This is a genomic window from Caballeronia sp. HLA56 (assembly GCF_054655155.1).
Genome location: NZ_BAAHOB010000005.1, coordinates 485,200 through 499,677, shown reverse-complemented (window position 1 = coordinate 499,677; position 14,478 = coordinate 485,200). Strand labels below are relative to the sequence as shown.

The window sequence follows — 14,478 nt, the reverse complement described above, 5'->3', positions numbered from 1 at the left end:
GCCGGAAGGCCGTCCCTACTCGACTGCACGGCCCGCGCACGTATAATCGGCGCGTTCGCGCTGTTCGTGTCAACCTAAACTGATAAAGGAACCTTAATGAACAAACAGGAATTGATCGACGCCGTAGCCGCTCAGACCGGCGCAAGCAAAGCTCAAACCGGCGAAACGCTGGACACCCTGCTCGAAGTGATCAAGAAGGCTGTCTCGAAAGGTGACGCAGTGCAGTTGATCGGCTTCGGCAGCTTCGGTTCGGGCAAGCGCGCAGCGCGCACCGGCCGTAATCCGAAGACGGGCGAGTCCATCAAGATTCCGGCCGCAAAGACGGTGAAGTTCACGGCTGGCAAGGCATTCAAGGACGCAGTGAACAAGCGGTAAGTTTCTTGCCGATTGTGGCGCTACGCGCTCTTAGCGCGGCGCCTCGGAATCAGGTTAATCCGCGTGCGCGCAGACAGACCGCAGCAACACATAAACCCGCCTTCGGCGGGTTTTTTTTCGCGCGCTCGACTCGTGCGGTTTGGCTTAGTGCGTGTGGCCGTCGCAGCCGCAATCCGGACCGTGCTCGTGATCGTGATCGCCGTGTTCATGCTCGTGATCGTCGATACCCCATGCAGGAAACGGATCGTTCAGATGCCGCCAGCCGTCCGAGCCGAGCAGCCATTCCTCGTCGGTGAGCAGGCATGCATCGAAGTTGGCGTCCCATGCCGCCACGTCGAGATCGAGGCCGATCAGCACCAGCTCTTGCCTGCGATCGCCAACGCTGTTGTCATCCGGGTCACCGAACCATTCCGCGACGATATCCGCTTCGAGCTCGGGATCGTCCGTTGGCCATTCGCTGCGATCCTGCGCCGCCCACCACACGCCCGCCGGACCATGCCGCAGCGTCCCGCCCGCTTGCGACAACGCCCCGCCCACTTCGCTTCTCGTGGCGAGCCAGAAGAATCCCTTGGCGCGCAACACGTCCGTCCATTCGCGATGCAGCAGTTCCCACAGTCTTTGCGGATGAAAAGGCCGGCGCGCGCGATAGACGAGATGCCCGACACCCGACGCATCCGGCTCGCCGTTCGAAGGATGCTCGTCGTTGAGAATCGCGAGCCAGCCAGGCGCGCTTGCCGTGTTGTCCAAATCGAAGCGGTTCGTATCGAGCACGTCGGCTATGGGCGCCTTGCCTGACTGCGTCTGCACCCGAAGCGCGCGCGGATTGAGCGCATGAAGAATGCTCGCGAGCGTTTCGAGCGCCTCTTCGTCGACGAGGTCGATCTTGTTGATCACGATGACATCGCAGAATTCGATCTGCTCGATGAGCGACTCGACCACCGTCCTGCCTTCGTCGTGCGCGTCATCGTGCGATGCAAGGCCGCGTTGCGCGAGCGAATCCGTCGACGCGTAATCGCGCAGGAAGCTCGCCGCATCGATCACGGTGACGAAGGTATCGAGCACGGCCTGACCGCCGAGCGTCGCTTGCTCATCGTCGCCGAAAGCAAGTTGCTCCGCGATATCGAGCGGGTTCACGAACGGCGGCAGCTCGACGACGATCGCATCGAATCGCTGCTGTTCGGCAAGCGCTGCGATGTCTCGCTCGATTGCTTCGACCGGGTCCGCTTCGTGGGCGACGCTAACGGCGCCAACGCGCACGCCTTCGTCGTTGGCGAGCATGGCATTGACGAGCGCGGACTTTCCCGCGCCGGTGAATCCGGAAATCACGGTGACTGGGAGTGGCGTTGAGTTCATTGCGATGATGACCGGCGAGCGGCATTTGAGAGGCAGGCGGACACGCGGCAAACGGCAAGCCCGCGCACAGGCGAAGCGACACGCCGGACAATGGTCAACGGTGCGCGCTGTCGGAGAAGGGATTTTGCATCAAATGCAGATGAAAGGCGCAAGGACGCAAGCGCCTGAGCGCCGGGCCGAACTTACTTGGAAGCCTGAAGCAATTTCCAGCGACGCAGGATATCGATGATCTGCGAGGAATACTTGTCGCGCAATGCGGGTGTTTCGGAATGGTAAGCACCGACGGCCTGCCACGAATTGCCATACTTGTTCATCTTCTGGCGCAGATGCCATGCGGCCACGTACACGGCCTTGCAGGGTTCCATCAGCGTGCCGCTGGAGATACCGTATTGAGCCAGCGTGTTGAGATGAATCGAGTTGATCTGCATCAGACCGTAGTCGGTCGAGCCGTTGGCGTTCTTGTTGATGGCGTCGGGTTTGTTGTGCGATTCCTGCCAGGCGATGGCGCGCAAGATGAGCGGATTGACCTTTTGATACTTCGCTGCCTCGTCGAAGCAGTCGGCGTGTGCGGAAGCAGCCGCGAGCATCACGCCGCCGGCCATCGCAAGTAATCGCAGGAATCTCTTCATCTTCTTTCTACTCCATCCGCCCACGCGGAAAAGCGTCACGCCGCCAATTCGGCGACCGGGCGCCTAACGTCATTCATCCGCGTCGGCGCCAGTCAAAGCACGCTCGCAGCCGTATGGCATCGGGAAAACCCACCCCCGATGTCGCCGCCCGGAATGCGGAACCGCCCGTATCATACCCGCTGAAGTTTGACGCCATAAGTTAGCCACCAGACATACACCCCGGCGAGGGCGCGCCATAGGTCAGCCGTTTTCCGCCAGCCGCGCGGCGGAAGGCGTTCTTAAACGTCTGAATAATAAGACTTCGAGTCGGGTTACAATTCGTCTCCCGCGCGCATGGGCCAGCCTGTGAAGGCTTCACAGGCGGTTTATCGGCAAGTTCGTTGAAAGCTTGAGAGCGGCGGAATTCAGTAAGCGAAGGCGGCTAGAGAAAATTCTGGTCTTGAACGATTTTTTGAATAATTTCGTTACGCGTTGCTGCTATCGTCACAATTTTTTGAAATGATCGTCGCCCGGGCAAGCTAGCCCGGAAACGATCGGCGGCGCCTCTGCTTGACGAGCGGTGCTGCCTTAGCGGGCTTTACCCGAGAAGTTCGCTTAGACAACACATTCATGAGAAGACAACCTATCGCACTGCGTCGCATCGCGACGGCACTGCTGGCGGCGGGACTTATCGTCGCGCAAGCCGCGCACGCGCAAGTGACATTGAATTTCGTCAACGCCGATATCGACCAGGTCGCAAAGGCGATCGGCGCCGCCACTGGCAAGACAATCATCGTCGATCCCCGGGTGAAGGGGCAGTTGAACCTCGTCTCGGAAAATCCGGTACCCGAGGATCAGGCGCTGAAGACATTGCAAGCCTCACTGCGCATGCAGGGTTTTGCGCTGGTGCAGGATCACGGTGTATTGAAAGTCGTGCCCGAGGCCGACGCCAAGCTGCAGGGCGTGCCGACCTATGTCGGCAACTCGCCTGCCGCGCGAGGCGATCAGGTCATCACGCAGGTGTTCCAGTTACGCAATGAATCGGCCAATAACATTTTGCCGGTGTTGCGCCCGCTGATCTCGCCGAACAACACCATCGCGGCCTATCCCGGCAACAACACGCTCGTGGTCACCGACTACGCCGACAACGTGCGGCGGATCGCCGGAATCATCGCGGGTATCGATACCGCTGCCGGGCGCGAGGTGGACTTGGTCCAGCTGAAGAACGCGAACGCGATCGACGTGGCCGACCAGATGAACAAGCTGCTCGACCCCGGCACGATCGGCAGCACGGACGCCACGCTCAAGGTCGTCGTCACCGCCGACCCGCGCACCAACTCGCTCATGTTCCGCGCTTCCAGCAGCGCGCGGCTCGAAGCCGCGAAAACGTTAGCGAAGAAGCTGGACTCGCCGACTTCACAGCCGGGCAACATGCACGTCGTGGCGTTGCGCAACGCCGACGCCACGCGTCTTGCCAGAACCCTGCGCGGCATGATGGGCAAGGGCAACGGCAGCAGCAACGACAACTCGTCGAGCAATTCGAACTCGAACTCGTCGAATTCGTTCGGCCAGAGCGGCGGGCTCGGCAATTCGTCGAACTCCACCGGCACGTCGGGCGTGCCGCCGTTGCCAGGCGGTTTTGGCGGCAACAGCAGTTCGGGCAGCGGCAGTAACCCGATGTCGGGTTCGGGCGGCAATCGCGACAGCGGTTTCTCGTCGAACAAGGACAGCGACAACGGCAACGACTCGGGCGGCGGCATGATCCAGGCGGATTCGGCGACGAATTCGCTCATCATCACCGCGGCGGACCCGGTCTATCGGAACCTGCGCGCCGTGATCGACCAGCTCGACGCGCGCCGCGCGCAGGTCTATATCGAAGCGCTGATCGTCGAGCTCTCGGCCACCACCGGGGCCAATCTCGGCATTCAATGGCAGGGTCTGCTGCTTTCGAACGGCGGCAACAACGCGGTGTACGGCAGCACGAGCTTCGGCTCGGGCAATACCAACATCTTCGATTTGACCGTGCAGGGCGCAGCCGTCGCGCAAAACACGTCGGCGATCACCGCTTCGACGGGTCTTTTGGCGAACGGCCTGAACATTGGCTTGCTGCACCGCTTCGGCAATCTGTTCGGTCTCGGCGGTCTCTTGCAGGCGTTGTCCACGTCCGCCGACGCCAACATCCTCTCCACGCCAAACCTGATCACGCTCGACAACGAGGAAGCGAAAATCGTCGTCGGCCAGAACGTGCCGGTGGTAACGGGCTCCTACGCCACGCCGACCGCCAACGCCGCGACGTCGGTGACGGCGTTCAACACGTTCGACCGCCGCGACGTCGGCGTGACCTTGCACGTCAAGCCGCAGATCACCGACGGCGGCGTGCTCAAGATGCAGATCTATCAGGAAGATTCGAGCGTCGATGCCACGACCAAGACCGATCCGGGCGGCGTGACCATCAACACGCGCTCCGTGCAGTCGACCATTCTCGCGGACGATGGCGAAATCGTCGTGCTGGGCGGCTTGATGCAGGATCAGTACAACAATAACAACAGCAAGATTCCGCTTCTGGGCGACATCCCGTTCATCGGCAGCCTGTTCCGCAGCGAAAGCAAGACGCGCACGAAGACCAACCTGATGGTGTTCCTGCGCCCAGTGATCGTGCGCGATCAGGCGACGGCTTCGCAGATCGCCAACACGCGCTACGACTACATGCGCCAGCAACAATACGGCTCGACCACGGACAACCGCCTGATTCGCGATCAGAACGTGCCGGTCATGCCGCCGAAGCCGCTTGGACCGAGCGAAGGCGGTGGCGCCCCGGCCCAAAATCTGCTGGACTGGAGCAACCTGACGCGCGGTACGCCGAGCACGACGCTGCCCCAGGACCCGAACGCGGGTCCCGCGCCGCAGCCGTATCAGCAAGCGCCGCAGCGTTCGGAGTTGCCGCAGCCGCAGCAGCCGCCGTACGGCAATGCGCCAACCAATTACGCGGTGCCCAACAATCAGCCGAGCACCACGCCGCTGGATAACAGTTCGAACAATTCGAACAGTTCGTCAGGAGCACGGCCGTGAATACGCTGAACGCCGAAGCCGATCGCACGAATCTCGCCCACAACGCTGAAGCGCCGGCCGCAGCGTCGCCGCTCGCGGCCAGGCTCGTGCCTTACAGCTTCGCGCGAACCGGACAGATACTGCTCGCGCATCAGCATGCGGACAACATCGAGGTTTGGATCAGCGAGCGCACGTCCGACGCCGCGCTCGCGGAGGTCGCGCGCAATTTCGGCGCGCTGTCCATCCAGCGCAAATCCGCCGATGAACTGGCCGCCGCCATCAATTCCGCCTATGCGCGCAACGACGGCAGCGCGGCGCAGGTTGTCGGCGAAGTGGAGGGCGAAGTCGATCTCTCGCGCCTGATGCAGGACATTCCGGAAGTTGAGGACCTGCTGGAATCGGAAGACGACGCGCCGATCATCCGCATGATCAACGCGCTTCTGACGCAGGCGGCGCGCGAACAGGCGTCGGACATACATATAGAGCCGTTCGAGAACGCGTCGGTCGTGCGTTTTCGCGTGGACGGTACGTTGCGCGACGTCGTGCGCCCGAAGAAAGCGCTGCACGGCGCGCTGATCTCGCGGATCAAGATCATGGCGCAGCTCGATATCGCCGAGAAACGTCTGCCGCAGGACGGGCGCATTACCTTGCGCGTGGGCGGGCGTCCCGTCGATGTGCGCGTGTCGACGCTGCCGACCGGACACGGCGAACGCGCGGTGCTGCGTCTGCTCGAAAAAGACGCGCAACGCCTGAACCTCGAAAAGCTCGGCATGGCGCGCGACACGCTCGTCAACTTCGACAAGCTGATCGGCCGTCCGCACGGCATCGTGCTCGTCACCGGGCCGACGGGCTCGGGCAAGACCACGACGCTTTATGCGGCCATGTCGCGGCTTGAGACCACCACCACCAACATCATGACGGTGGAAGATCCGATCGAATACGACTTGTCGGGTATTGGCCAGACACAGGTGAACGAGCGCATCGGCATGACCTTCGCGCGCGCGCTGCGTTCCATTTTGCGGCAGGACCCGGACATCATCATGATCGGGGAAATTCGCGACCTGGAGACGGCGCAGATCGCGGTGCAGGCGTCGCTCACGGGTCACCTGGTGCTTGCGACCTTGCACACGAACGACGCCGCTTCGGCCGTCACGCGTCTCACCGATATGGGCGTGGAGCCGTATCTGCTCGCATCGTCGCTGCTCGGCGTGCTGGCGCAGCGGCTCGTGCGGCAACTGTGTCCGGTGTGCAAGGAAGAGCGCGTCGAGGAAGACGGCGTGACGCATTGGCATCCGGTGGGCTGCGACCGCTGCGGCCAGTCGGGTTACGCAGGACGCCGCGGCGTCTACGAACTTCTGCTGATGGACGATGAAATCCGTCCGCTGATCCACCGCAACGCCGCCGATGCCGAAATTCTCGCGGCGGGCCGCAAGCAAGGCATGCGCACGCTGCGCGAGGACGGCAACCGCTGGCTGGCGACCGGCGTGACGTCGCTCGAAGAAGTGCTGCGCGTGACGGGCGGAGATTAACGCGTATGCCGGCTTTCCGTTTCGAAGCGATCGACCACGCGGGCAAGACGCAAAAGGGCGTGCTCGATGCCGACAGCGCCCGCGCCGCGCGCAGCCAGTTGCGCACGCAAGGTCTGACGCCGCTTATCGTCGAGGCGGCGGGTACGCGGACGCGCGGCGAACGGCAGCAACGCCTTTCGCTCGGGCGGCGTCTGTCGCAGCGCGAGCAGGCCATTCTCACGCGTCAGCTCGCGAGCCTCTTGATCGCGGGTTTGCCGCTCGGCGAAACGCTCGCGGTTCTGACCGAGCAGTCCGAGCGCGATTACATCCGCGAACTCATGGCCGCGATCCGCGCCGAAGTGCTCGGCGGGCATTCGTTCGCCAATGCGCTGGCGCAGCATCCGAAAGACTTCCCCGAGATCTATCGCGCGCTCGTCGCGGCGGGCGAGCATACCGGCAAGCTGGGTCTCGTGCTCTCGCGTCTCGCGGACTACATCGAGCAACGCAACGCGCTGAAACAGAAGATCATTCTGGCGTTTACGTATCCGGGTATCGTGACGATCATCGCGCTTGGCATCGTCACGTTTCTTTTGAGTTATGTCGTGCCGCAGGTCGTGAACGTGTTCGCCAGCACCAAGCAGGCGCTGCCGGTTCTCACCGTGATGATGATGGCGCTCTCCGCGTTCGTGCGAAATTACTGGTGGGCCATGCTGATCGGCGTCGCGCTTTTCGCGTGGATCGTCAAGAGCATTCTCGCGCGGCCCGGGCCGCGCATGGCGTTCGACCGCTGGCTGCTCACCGCGCCGCTCATCGGCAAATTGGTGCGCGGCTATAACACCGTGCGCTTTGCCAGCACGCTCGCCATTCTGACGGCCGCCGGCGTGCCGATCCTGCGCGCGCTGCAGGCCGCGGGCGAAACCCTGAGCAACCGGGCGATGAGCAATAACGTCGACGACGCCATCGTGCGCGTGCGCGAAGGTTCGTCGCTGTCGCGCGCGCTCGGCAACACGAAGACGTTTCCGCCCGTGCTGGTGCATCTGATCCGCTCCGGCGAAGCCACCGGCGACGTCACCACCATGCTCGACCGCGCCTCCGAAGGCGAAGCGCGCGAACTCGAACGTCGCACGATGTTCCTGACGAGTCTGCTCGAACCGCTGCTCATTCTGGCGATGGGCGGCGTCGTGCTGGTGATCGTGCTCGCGGTGATGCTGCCGATCATCGAACTGAACAATTTGGTGCAGTAATGAACAGCCTGCAAATTCGCCTGATATCGCTCGCCGCCCTCGCGCTCTTTTGCGTGACCGTGACGTACTGGGTCGTCACGCTGACCTCGCGGCAGACCGCGCCCTTGCCCGCTGCCGCCGCCACGCGCACGCCGTCGGTGGAACAGGCCGCGACTATTTTCGGCGGACAACTGGAACGGCAAGCGAATCAGGATGTGCATCTGTTCGGCATCCTGGCCCTGCAGCACGGCGCGGCGGCTATCGTCAGTTATGGCGGCGAGCCGGCCCGCGCGATCTCGCTCGGCGGTCCGCTCACGCAAGGCGTGAAGCTTTCGGAAGTGCGCGCGCGTTCGATCATCATCGATCGTAACGGCTCGAAGTCGGAGATCTTCCTGCCGCAGATGCCTCCTGGACCGACGATCTACGTGCGCTAAAGCGCCGCGCGGCGGGTTCGTTCGCGTGTTCATGCGAACGCGCTCGCTAGAATGCTCGGCGGGAATTTTCAATAACAGCGGGCGCAAGCCCCGGATTCATATCAAGAGGTAGTAGTCATGCAATTGTGGACACAACGCCGCATGAACGTTGCAAAGGCGCGCCGTCAGGGCGGCTTCACGCTGATCGAAATCATGGTGGTGATCGCCATTCTCGGCATTCTCGCCGCGCTTATCGTGCCGAAGATCATGAGTCGTCCGGACGAGGCGCGCCGCGTCGCCGCGAAACAGGACATCGGCACCATCATGCAGGCGATGAAGCTGTATCGCCTGGACAACGGCCGTTATCCGACGCAAGAGCAGGGTTTGCGCGCGCTGATCGAGAAGCCGACCACGGAACCGGCGCCGAACAACTGGAAGGACGGCGGCTATCTGGAACGTCTGCCGGCCGACCCGTGGGGCGCGCAGTATCAATATCTGAATCCGGGCGTGCACGGCGAAATCGACGTGTTCAGCTACGGCGCGGACAACAAGGCGGGCGGCGACGGCAACGACGCCGACGTCGGTTCGTGGCAGTAATCTCATCGAAGGAATGATCGTGGGCAGGCGCGATATGCATAGAGGCCGTGAAGCAGGCTTCACGCTGCTGGAAATGCTCGTCGTGCTGGTGATCGCGGGTCTGCTCGTGTCGCTGGCTTCGTTGCAGCTCACGCGCAATCCGCGCACCGACCTCAACGAGGAAGCGCAGCGTCTCGCGCTCCTGTTCGAATCCGCGGGCGACGAAGCGCAAGTGCGCGCGCGGCCCATCGCGTGGCAGCCTTACGACGGCGGTTTTCGCTTCGATATCCGCACCGAGGACGGCTGGCGTCCGCTGCGCGACGATCTGCTGCGGCCGCGTCCGTGGGAAGGCGGCGTGACGAGCGCGACGATCCAGTTTCTCGATTCCGACAAGTCGGCGAGCCGCCTCGTTTTCGGCACCGAAGCCATCGACACGCCCATGGAAGTCACGCTCGTTTCGCCGGCAGGGCGCGCGACCATCGTCGGCAGCGGCAATGGCCGCTTTCAGGTGCGGTGATGTGCACCCGGCGGAAGGAACGCGGCTTCACGATGATCGAAGTGCTGGTTGCGCTGGCGATCATCGCGGTGGCGCTTGCCGCGTCGCTGCGGGCGGTCGGCGCGATTGCCAACGGCGAGGCGGATTTGCATCGGCGTCTGCTTGCCGGCTGGAGCGCGGACAACGAGCTCGCGCAGATTCGGCTGGCGCACACATTCCCGGAGATCGGCTCGCGCACCTTCGAATGTTCGCAGGGCAACCTGAAGCTGGTCTGCACGCAGCGCGTCACCGCGACGCCCAACCCGATTTTCCGGCGCGTCGAGATGTTCGTCACGACGCCGGGCCGTTCGGGCTATCTCGCGCAAATGGTCACGGTGGTGGCGAATGAAACGAATCGCTCCCTCTGACGCCGCGAGGCAGCGCGGCTTTACGCTGCTGGAAATGCTGATCGCCATCGCCATTCTGGCGGTGATCGCGGTGCTGTCGTGGCGCGGGCTCGACTCCATCATCCGCGCCCGTGCGACCATCACCAATTCGATGGAAGACGAGCGCGTGGTCGCGCAGTTGTTCGACCAGATGCGTATCGACGCGCGTCAAGCCGCCACCGACGACGAAGCGGGTCAGCCCGCGGTGTCGATCGACAACGGTTCGCTGCAGATCGTGCGCGGCATGTTCGCGGTCGGTGCGCCGCCGCGCTTGCAGGTCGTGCGTTACCGTTTATCGGACGGACGCATCGTGCGCTTCGCGTCGCCGCCGCTCGCAAATGTGGGCGAAGTGCGGCGCGCGTTGTCATCGAGCGATACGGCGGACGGCTGGAACGCGGTGCAGTTGATGGGCGGCGTGGCTTCGCTCGCCTCGCGCGTCTATATTCCGCAGAAAGGCTGGACCACGAGGATGAACGACGTGTTCTCGCAGATCAACGAGAACGACAACAATCTGAAGGTGCCGCAGCTCGGCAACGCGCCGCTGCCGCGCGCGGTTTCGGGAATTCAGGTGGCGGTCGGCGCGCGCAATCTCGCCGTGCCGATCACGCGTGTATTCATGGTCGGAGAATGACGATGCGCGCCAGAAGCCGGAAAGAACGCGGAGTAGCGATCATCAGCGCGTTGCTGGTGGTCGCGCTGTCGGCCATTCTGGTGTCGGGCATGTTGTGGCGTCAGCAGGTGCAGGTGCGGCGTATCGAAAATCAGCGGCTGCTCGCGCAGGCGCAGTGGATTTCGCGTAGCGCGCTCGACTGGACGCGCCTCATTTTGCGCTCGGAAGCCGATACCTCGCCGACCGTCACGTATCTCGGCGGCGTGTGGGGTGTGCCCATCGCGAAGACGAAGCTGTCGGACTTTCTCGGGCAGATCGGTGAAGTGCGTTCGCAGGAAGGCGCGCAGACGTTTCTGTCCGGATCGATTGAAGACGCGCAGGCGAAGTTCAATCTGCGCAACCTCGTGTCGACGCCAACGCCGGGCGTACTGACCATCAACGTCGAACAGATTCAGGCGTTCCAGCGGCTGCTTACGCTTCTCGGCATCAACGGGTCGCTCGCAAAAACGGTGGCGCTGCAGATACGCGCGGGTCTCGCGCGGTCCGCGACGCGTTTTCAGACGCAAACGGGCAACAGCACCACGACGAGCACGACCACGCCGGAAGCGACCATCGCGGCGATTGCGCAGGGCGGCGGCACGGGCGGCGGCAATTTCACCGACGATCCCGGCCTGAAGGACGCGGATACCGACGCGCCCGTCGCGCCCTTGCAGATGATCAGCGTCGACTCGCTGCTCGACGTGCAGGGTTTCTCGCCGGAAGCCGTCGCGAAGCTCAGGCCGTTCGTCACCGTTCTGCCGACGACGACCGCCGTGAACATGAACACCGCGCCCGCCGAAGTGGTCGCGGCCGTGGTGTCGGGAATGAATCTCTCGCAGGCGCAGGCGTTCGTCGCGCGCCGCGAGACGGTGTTCTTTCACGATACCGGCAACGTGCAGCTCGCGCTCACCGGCGCGGGCGTGAAGACCGCGACATCGATCGATCCCAGCGAGCTCGATGTCACCACACGCTATTTCGTGATCCGTGGGCGCGTCGAACATGAGCGCGCGCAGCTGGAGCGCTCGACGCTCGTGTACCGCGATCCGACCACGCATACGACGCGCATCGTCTATACGCGCGACGCGCTTTAAATGAGAGGAAGTGGCCTTTGAGCACACTGATCGTTCTACTACCGCCGCGCGATCCGGCGGTGCGCTCGGAAGAGTGGCATCTGCCCGACCTGCCGTTCGTGCTGCTCGACAAGCGCGGCGAAACTCAGCGCGCTGGCCGCGCCTCGCTCGGCTTGCTGCCGCGTGCGAACGCGACCGTGCTGATCGTCGCCGCGCGCGACACGCTGCTGCTCGCCGCGCAAGTGCCGCCGCTGAAGGGGCCGCGCTTGCGTCAGGCGTTGCCGAACGTGATCGAGGATCAGGTGATCCAGGACGCGCAGACTTGCCATATCGCCGTCGATCCCGTCGCGCTCGCCGATGGCCGGCGCGTGCTCGCGGTCATCGATCGCGGCTGGTTCCGCTTCGTGCGCGAGGCATTCTCTGGCGCGGGGCATCGCAATGTGAAGGCGGTGCCCGCCATGCGTTGCCTGCCGATTCCGTCCCGCGAAGCTGATGAAACGCTTGCCGCGCCACCGTTCGTCGCCGGACTGCTCGGGCATGTGGTTTCGACCGCGCCCGCGCTGATCGGCGAAGTGGCCGCGCCGGCCGCGCTTGTCACGCCGCGCATGGAAGTGGCGATTGCGCGCGGCGAACACGCGGCGCTCGGCGAGGGACTCGCCTTGCCGTCCGACTCCATAGCCGCAACGCTCGACGCTCTCGCGGGCGATCAGCCGGTCACCGTGTATTCGCTTCTCGATCTTCCGGGCGACGAGCCGCGTCTCGCATCGTCGCGGGCGGCGGCGAGCATCGTCGGCGCAGAGCCGCTCGCGTTCGAGTCGCTCGCACGCAATGCGCTCGCGAGCCGCTTCGATCTGTGCCAGTTCGAGTTCGCCGCGCAGCCGTGGCGGCTCGACCGCACGACGATGCGCCGTCTGCGCGTGCCGATCGCGCTCGTGGTGGCGTCGATCGTCGTGTCGATCATCGGGATCAACGTGCAGTGGATTCAGCTTGCGCGTCAGCGCGACGCGATCAGCGCGCAGATGACGGAGCTGCTGCTCAACGCCTTTCCGAAAACCACCGTCGTGCTCGACGCGCCCGATCAGATGACGCGCAATCTCGATCGTCTGCGCGTGGCGTCGGGCGAGCTGTCGCCATCGGATTTTCTGACACTCGCCGATGGCCTCGCGCGTTCGCTCGGGCCGGTGCCGGTGAACGGCATCGCGGGGCTGGATTATCGCGATCGGCATCTCGAAGTGACGTTCAAACCGGAGACGAAGGTCGATGGCGATCTTTCCCGGCGTCTCTCGGCGAACGGGCTGAACGGTGCAATCGACAGCAACACGGGTAAGTGGACGATCAGGAGCGGTCAATGAAAGCGGAACTCGGACGTTCGCTCGGGGAGTTTTGGGAGGCGCGCACGGCACGCGAAAAGGCGCTGCTGTTTTGGGGCGGACTGGTTCTCGGCCTCGCGCTCGTGTATCTGGTGCTGTGGGCGCCTGCCTTCGAAGGGCGCGGCCGCTTGCGCGACACGCTGCCCGCCATGCAACGCCAGCTCGCGACGATGACCGCGCAAGCCAACGAGGCGCGCTCGCTCGCGGGCAATTCGGATAGCGTGACGCCGACGGGCGGCGCCTTGCGCGATGCGCTCACCAAGTCGCTGGCGGACAGCGGCATGCAGGCGACGCAGGTGCAGGTGATCGGCGCGGCGGTGCAGATTCAGTTGAAGAACACGTCGTTTCCGAACTGGACGCTGTGGCTCGACGACGCCCGCAAGCAGTTCAAGGTGCAAGTGTCGGAGGCGCATGTCACGGCGCTTCAGCCGGATGGCCAGGTGGATCTGACGGCATCGCTGCAACCGGCGAGCGTGAAGTGACATGAGCTATTGGACTCGCCGAATCCGGTACGCGCTGCCGGCTTTTTTTGTGATGATCTTGTCGGTCGCCGGCACGCTGCTCGTAATGCTGCCCGCCGCCTGGATCACGCCGCAATTCGCGCGCGTAACGGGCGGCCGCGTGAATCTCGTCGATCCGGCGGGTTCGCTCTGGCGCGGTTCAGCCACGCTCATGCTCGCGACGGGCGGCGACGTTTCCGGCGCGACGCTGCTGCCGGGGCGTATCGAGTGGACGACGGCGTTCTGGCCGCTTTTCACGGGCCGCGTTCACATGACCATGCGCCAGAGCGAAGCGATGCCCGACGCCGTGATCGTCGATGCCACGCCGCGCGGCGCGTTTCTTTCGGCTGGCGGGATCGCCGTGCCGGCTACGTTGCTTTCCGGACTCGGCGCGCCGTTCAACACGCTGAACTTCGATGGTTCGGTGCGGCTCACATGGACCGAGTTCCGCGTGCTCGGCAGGAATGCGTATGGTCAGGTGGTCGTCACGCTTGACGACATGTCGTCGAGAGTATCGCGGGTGAAGCCGCTCGGGTCGTATCGGGTGGCGTTGCAGGCGCAGGGTGAATCGGCGGAAATCGATCTCACGACTACGCGTGGCCCGCTCCTGCTGAAGGGAAACGGCACGGTGTCGCAGGGATCGACGGCGTTCAACGGCACCGCGACGGCGGCGCCCGAGCAGCGTGAGAATCTGGCGGGACTGTTGAATCTGCTAGGCCGGCATACGGATCAGGATACGGTGGCGCTGACCTTGGTGCGGTGAGGCGGTGCTGGCTTTCCGATGTCTTTAGTGCCGGTGCGGTTGTGCAAGTTGTCTTTCCAACGGCGCTTCGGATTGAGCGGTTCGTGCGCGCACGTTGAACA

The 14,478-nt window shown here is 63.8% G+C and carries 15 protein-coding genes; 13 read left to right on the top strand and 2 right to left on the bottom strand.

The window, feature by feature from the left end; genetic code table 11:
* The first annotated feature begins 96 nt into the window (after positions 1-96).
* On the top strand, positions 97-375 hold the full coding sequence (locus ACYQ47_RS21750; RefSeq protein WP_008352404.1) for an HU family DNA-binding protein: 279 nt from the start codon (positions 97-99) through the stop codon (positions 373-375).
* 144 nt (positions 376-519) lie between these two features.
* On the opposite strand, the gene ACYQ47_RS21745 is transcribed toward ACYQ47_RS21750, so the two are convergent.
* Together ACYQ47_RS21745 and ACYQ47_RS21740 are read right to left on the bottom strand one after the other, a co-directional pair.
* The gene (locus ACYQ47_RS21745; protein WP_459906812.1) at positions 520-1,728 is read right to left on the bottom strand and encodes a GTP-binding protein; all 1,209 of its coding nucleotides are present in this window, start codon (positions 1,726-1,728) and stop codon (positions 520-522) included.
* A gap of 182 nt (positions 1,729-1,910) precedes the next feature.
* Positions 1,911-2,357, bottom strand: a complete 447-nt coding sequence (locus ACYQ47_RS21740) for a lytic transglycosylase domain-containing protein (RefSeq protein ID WP_250492851.1) — start codon at positions 2,355-2,357, stop codon at positions 1,911-1,913.
* Between the two features lie 624 nt (positions 2,358-2,981).
* On the opposite strand from ACYQ47_RS21740, the gene gspD reads away from it, so the two are divergent.
* The 12 genes from gspD to ACYQ47_RS21680 all read left to right on the top strand — a co-directional run bounded on the left by gspD (position 2,982) and on the right by ACYQ47_RS21680 (position 14,377).
* Positions 2,982-5,405, top strand: a complete 2,424-nt coding sequence (gspD, locus tag ACYQ47_RS21735) for a type II secretion system secretin GspD (protein WP_250492893.1) — start codon at positions 2,982-2,984, stop codon at positions 5,403-5,405.
* Entirely contained in the window at positions 5,402-6,913 is a 1,512-nt protein-coding gene (gene gspE, locus ACYQ47_RS21730; RefSeq protein ID WP_370652050.1) for a type II secretion system ATPase GspE, read from the top strand. Before gspD ends, gspE begins: the two co-directional genes overlap by 4 nt.
* A 5-nt stretch (positions 6,914-6,918) precedes the next feature.
* Positions 6,919-8,136 carry a type II secretion system inner membrane protein GspF gene (gene gspF / locus ACYQ47_RS21725; RefSeq protein ID WP_244826640.1) on the top strand — a complete coding sequence of 406 codons (1,218 nt, stop codon included), beginning with the start codon at positions 6,919-6,921 and terminating at the stop codon, positions 8,134-8,136.
* Positions 8,136-8,549 (top strand): type II secretion system protein N, encoded by a 414-nt coding sequence (locus ACYQ47_RS21720; RefSeq protein WP_244826641.1) that lies wholly within the window; start codon positions 8,136-8,138, stop codon positions 8,547-8,549. Before gspF ends, ACYQ47_RS21720 begins: the two co-directional genes overlap by 1 nt.
* Before the next feature lie 117 nt (positions 8,550-8,666).
* Positions 8,667-9,125: a type II secretion system major pseudopilin GspG gene (gene gspG / locus ACYQ47_RS21715; RefSeq protein WP_244826642.1), complete on the top strand. Its 459-nt coding sequence runs from the start codon at positions 8,667-8,669 to the stop codon at positions 9,123-9,125.
* A 13-nt stretch (positions 9,126-9,138) separates the two neighbouring features.
* On the top strand, positions 9,139-9,621 hold the full coding sequence (locus ACYQ47_RS21710; protein ID WP_244826643.1) for a GspH/FimT family pseudopilin: 483 nt from the start codon (positions 9,139-9,141) through the stop codon (positions 9,619-9,621).
* Positions 9,621-10,007: a type II secretion system minor pseudopilin GspI gene (gspI, locus tag ACYQ47_RS21705; RefSeq protein WP_244826644.1), complete on the top strand. Its 387-nt coding sequence runs from the start codon at positions 9,621-9,623 to the stop codon at positions 10,005-10,007. Before ACYQ47_RS21710 ends, gspI begins: the two co-directional genes overlap by 1 nt.
* On the top strand, positions 9,985-10,656 hold the full coding sequence (locus ACYQ47_RS21700; protein ID WP_250492853.1) for a PulJ/GspJ family protein: 672 nt from the start codon (positions 9,985-9,987) through the stop codon (positions 10,654-10,656). Before gspI ends, ACYQ47_RS21700 begins: the two co-directional genes overlap by 23 nt.
* A complete protein-coding gene (gspK, locus tag ACYQ47_RS21695; RefSeq protein ID WP_459906807.1) occupies positions 10,653-11,765 on the top strand; it encodes a type II secretion system minor pseudopilin GspK in 1,113 nt (370 codons plus the stop codon). The genes ACYQ47_RS21700 and gspK overlap by 4 nt, the downstream gene beginning before the upstream one ends.
* Before the next feature lie 17 nt (positions 11,766-11,782).
* Positions 11,783-13,096, top strand: a complete 1,314-nt coding sequence (gene gspL, locus ACYQ47_RS21690) for a type II secretion system protein GspL (protein WP_250526423.1) — start codon at positions 11,783-11,785, stop codon at positions 13,094-13,096.
* Positions 13,093-13,596 (top strand): type II secretion system protein GspM, encoded by a 504-nt coding sequence (gene gspM, locus ACYQ47_RS21685; protein ID WP_244826648.1) that lies wholly within the window; start codon positions 13,093-13,095, stop codon positions 13,594-13,596. The genes gspL and gspM overlap by 4 nt, the downstream gene beginning before the upstream one ends.
* A gap of 1 nt (position 13,597) precedes the next feature.
* The gene (locus ACYQ47_RS21680; RefSeq protein ID WP_244826649.1) at positions 13,598-14,377 is read left to right on the top strand and encodes a type II secretion system protein N; all 780 of its coding nucleotides are present in this window, start codon (positions 13,598-13,600) and stop codon (positions 14,375-14,377) included.
* The last annotated feature ends 101 nt before the right edge of the window (positions 14,378-14,478 follow it).